The 3252-nt window shown below is 61.5% G+C and carries 5 protein-coding genes and 1 pseudogene; 4 read left to right on the forward strand and 2 right to left on the reverse strand.

What is annotated here, in order from left to right; all coding sequences use genetic code 11:
• Positions 1-47 precede the first annotated feature (47 nt).
• From merB to N5J73_RS24090, 4 genes and pseudogenes are all read left to right on the forward strand, one after another.
• Positions 48-686, forward strand: a complete 639-nt coding sequence (gene merB / locus N5J73_RS24075) for an organomercurial lyase MerB (RefSeq protein ID WP_000761850.1) — start codon at positions 48-50, stop codon at positions 684-686.
• A gap of 111 nt (positions 687-797) precedes the next feature.
• Positions 798-1163, forward strand: a complete 366-nt coding sequence (gene merD / locus N5J73_RS24080; RefSeq protein WP_000995361.1) for a mercury resistance co-regulator MerD — start codon at positions 798-800, stop codon at positions 1161-1163.
• Positions 1160-1396 (forward strand): broad-spectrum mercury transporter MerE, encoded by a 237-nt coding sequence (gene merE / locus N5J73_RS24085; RefSeq protein ID WP_005413392.1) that lies wholly within the window; start codon positions 1160-1162, stop codon positions 1394-1396. The genes merD and merE overlap by 4 nt, the downstream gene beginning before the upstream one ends.
• Before the next feature lie 54 nt (positions 1397-1450).
• Positions 1451-1732: pseudogene (locus N5J73_RS24090) on the forward strand (DUF3330 domain-containing protein); the annotation flags it as partial.
• Between the two features lie 38 nt (positions 1733-1770).
• Here the strand turns inward: N5J73_RS24090 and N5J73_RS24095 are convergent.
• Positions 1771-2385, reverse strand: a complete 615-nt coding sequence (locus N5J73_RS24095; RefSeq protein ID WP_010981357.1) for a recombinase family protein — start codon at positions 2383-2385, stop codon at positions 1771-1773.
• 60 nt (positions 2386-2445) lie between these two features.
• Positions 2446-3252: transposase (locus tag N5J73_RS24100; RefSeq protein ID WP_279941376.1), on the reverse strand; the 807-nt coding region annotated here is incomplete at its 5' end.

Consider the following 3252-nt stretch of genomic DNA (forward strand, 5'->3'; position numbering starts at 1 on the left):
GATGTCAAACAATTGTCCTGCTGCGCAGGATGAAAGGAGATGGAACCATGAAGCTCGCCCCATATATTTTAGAACGTCTCACTTCGGTCAATCGTACCAATGGTACTGCGGATCTCTTGGTCCCGCTACTGCGGGAACTCGCCAAGGGGCGTCCGGTTTCACGAACGACACTTGCCGGGATTCTCGACTGGCCCGCTGAGCGAGTGGCCGCCGTACTCGAACAGGCCACCAGTACCGAATATGACAAAGATGGGAACATCATCGGCTACGGCCTCACCTTGCGCGAGACTTCGTATGTCTTTGAAATTGACGACCGCCGTCTGTATGCCTGGTGCGCGCTGGACACCTTGATATTTCCGGCGCTGATCGGCCGTACAGCTCGCGTCTCATCGCATTGCGCTGCAACCGGAGCACCCGTTTCACTCACGGTTTCACCCAGCGAGATACAGGCTGTCGAACCTGCCGGCATGGCGGTGTCCTTGGTATTGCCGCAGGAAGCAGCCGACGTTCGTCAGTCCTTCTGTTGCCATGTACATTTCTTTGCATCTGTCCCGACGGCGGAAGACTGGGCCTCCAAGCATCAAGGATTGGAAGGATTGGCGATCGTCAGTGTCCACGAGGCTTTCGGCTTGGGCCAGGAGTTTAATCGACATCTGTTGCAGACCATGTCATCTAGGACACCGTGATCGGATATCGACCCAATGTTCTACGGCACCGGCATCGGATTCGCAGCGCGCGGATTGAACTCGGCGAAACGGTATATGCATTGCCGTGAACCGACCAAAAGGAGGTGTTCGATGAACGCCTACACGGTGTCCCGGCTGGCCCTTGATGCCGGGGTGAGCGTGCATATCGTGCGCGACTACCTGCTGCGCGGATTGCTGCGGCCAGTCGCCTGCACCACGGGTGGCTACGGCCTGTTCGATGACGCCGCCTTGCAGCGACTGTGCTTCGTGCGGGCCGCCTTCGAGGCGGGCATCGGCCTCGGCGCATTGGCGCGGCTGTGCCGGGCGCTGGATGCGGCGAACTGCGATGAAACTGCCGCGCAGCTTGCTGTGCTGCGTCAGTTCGTCGAACGCCGGCGCGAAGCGTTGGCCAATCTGGAAGTGCAGTTGGCCGCCATGCCGACCGCGCCGGCACAGCATGCGGAGAGTTTGCCATGAACAGCCCCGAGCGCATGCCGGCCGAGACGCACAAACCGTTCACCGGCTACCTGTGGGGCACGCTGGCCGTGCTGACTTGCCCCTGCCACCTGTCCATCCTCGCTGCCGTGCTGGCCGGCACAACCGCCGGTGCATTCCTTGTCGAGTATTGGGTCATCACGGCGCTCGGTTTGACCGGCCTGTTTCTTCTGTCACTGGCGCGGGCGTTGCGGGCATTCAGGGAAAGATCATGAGCGCTTCCCGGCCGGATGGATGGACTACGGCGGAGGGCCCAAGCGTTCGAGCGCGGGCAAGGCTTTCTGTTCGCAAAGCCGATGCCGGCGGCGGCATTCGCCGTCTTCGTCAGTCAATGGAGGGGTGCCACCATGAATGCAAATGATCCGACCGCCACCAGTTGCTGCGTGTGCTGCAAGGAAATTCCGCTCGATGCCGCCTTCACACCGGAAGGCGCGGAGTACGTCGAGCACTTCTGCGGGCTGGAGTGTTATCAACGTTTCCAGGCGCGGGCCAGCACTGCGACCGAAACGAGCGGCGAACCGAACGCTTGCGGTTCGCCGCCGTCAAATTGAGACAAACCACGCTTTCGCTACGTCGCCTCATGTCGGCATCAAATTCGGCTGAGTAGCTTCTCGCCATCTGGACGTAGCTCGCCCTTGGGTGAAATATGCCGATACAGGGTCTGCCGCGTGATGCCAAGTTCCTGGCACAGGTCGCCGACCTTGGTCTCTGACTGCCCCATTGCCGCCATCGCCAGCCGCAGCTTGGCGGCGGTCATCTTGAACGGCCGGCCGCCTTTCCGGCCGCGTGCCCGTGCTGAGGCCAGGCCCGCCACGGTGCGCTCGGCGATCAACTCGCGCTCGAACTCGGCCAGCGCGGCGAAGATACCGAAGACCAGCTTGCCGGCGGCGGTCGTGGTGTCAATGGCCGCGCCGTGCCCGGTCAGCACCTTGAGGCCGATGCCGCGTCCGGTCAGGTCATGGACGGTATTGATCAGATGGCGCAGGTCGCGCCCGAGCCGATCCAGTTTCCAAACGACCAACGTGTCGCCTGGCCGTAGTGCCTTCAGACAGCTCGCCAGACCGGGACGATCCTCGCGTTTTCCGGACGCTTGGTCTTCATAGAGATGCGCCGGATCAACACCGGCCGCGACCAGCGCATCGCGCTGCAAGTCCGTCGCCTGGGAGCCATCCGCCTTCGATACTCGCATGTAGCCAATCAGCATCTTGTACCTGTCACATATACGTTCGATTATGTGACAGTTTGCATCGGGAAGCTCTGCACGTCAAAATTTGTCACTTAACCCGTCATTCTGTCTAAGGCATGCAAAGGGTAGGCTAGGCTCATAATGTGACAGAAATTCCGGGGGGATGCCTTCCTTCGCGAAGGTGGCGCGCAACTGTTCCAAGGAAGCGGGGTCGCGCCGACCATAGGAAGCCAACGCGAACAGCGAGCGTGCCGTCTCGGGGTTGTGTCGTGCTTCAATGATGGCCTCATCAATGGCCTGGATTGCACGCTGCCAGTGATCGACGGGTTCGGGCTTCGGCGCTTTCGCCGGCAGGCCACTGGTGAACCCGGTTTGGGGCTCGGACCAGAATAGCTTTGCGTGCTCGCCTGGCGGGCTTATATCCCTCACCTCAATCAAGCTGATTGCCGTTGCCGCCGCCTCCAGCATCTGCAACCGTACTGCCGGGTTCAGGGTTTCATACGGTCGCCACAGACTTTGCCCAGCACGCAGCGGATGCCCGCAGCATTCCCAGATTTGGCGGAGATACCCCGCGTAGGTGCCGCACGTCGAAAGCGGGGTGTTCAGCTCATCGAGCAGCGTGCGTAGCAGCCTAAACCACAATCCGGCGTGGATGCGTCGGCGCGGCAACTCCACGTGGCCGGTCGTCAGTGCCTGCCAGGTACGCTGGTCCATCGCCGCAATCGCGTCGCTGGCAGTGCGCGGTTCGGCGTCGGCGTTCTCCCAGCCGAGAAACCGCCCTGGCACGCCCCAATAGGATTCCAGCCAGCAGCCATGCAGTGGGCAGCTCAGCATCAGGGGCAGCTTCCACGCGAGCAGTACGGCTTGGTTCTCCGGATCGTTCAG

It is taken from the genome of Stenotrophomonas sp. GD03654 (assembly GCF_029845105.1).
Classification (GTDB): Bacteria; Pseudomonadota; Gammaproteobacteria; order Xanthomonadales; family Xanthomonadaceae; genus Stenotrophomonas; species Stenotrophomonas africana.

Bases quoted from the DNA above. Each gene is read 5' to 3' on its own strand.
- merB (WP_000761850.1), top strand. From the start codon at position 48: ATGAAGCTCGCCCCATATATTTTAGAACGTCTCACTTCGGTCAATCGT.
- merD (WP_000995361.1), top strand. From the start codon at position 798: ATGAACGCCTACACGGTGTCCCGGCTGGCCCTTGATGCCGGGGTGAGC.
- merE (WP_005413392.1), top strand. From the start codon at position 1,160: ATGAACAGCCCCGAGCGCATGCCGGCCGAGACGCACAAACCGTTCACC.
- N5J73_RS24095 (WP_010981357.1), bottom strand. From the start codon at position 2,385: ATGCTGATTGGCTACATGCGAGTATCGAAGGCGGATGGCTCCCAGGCG.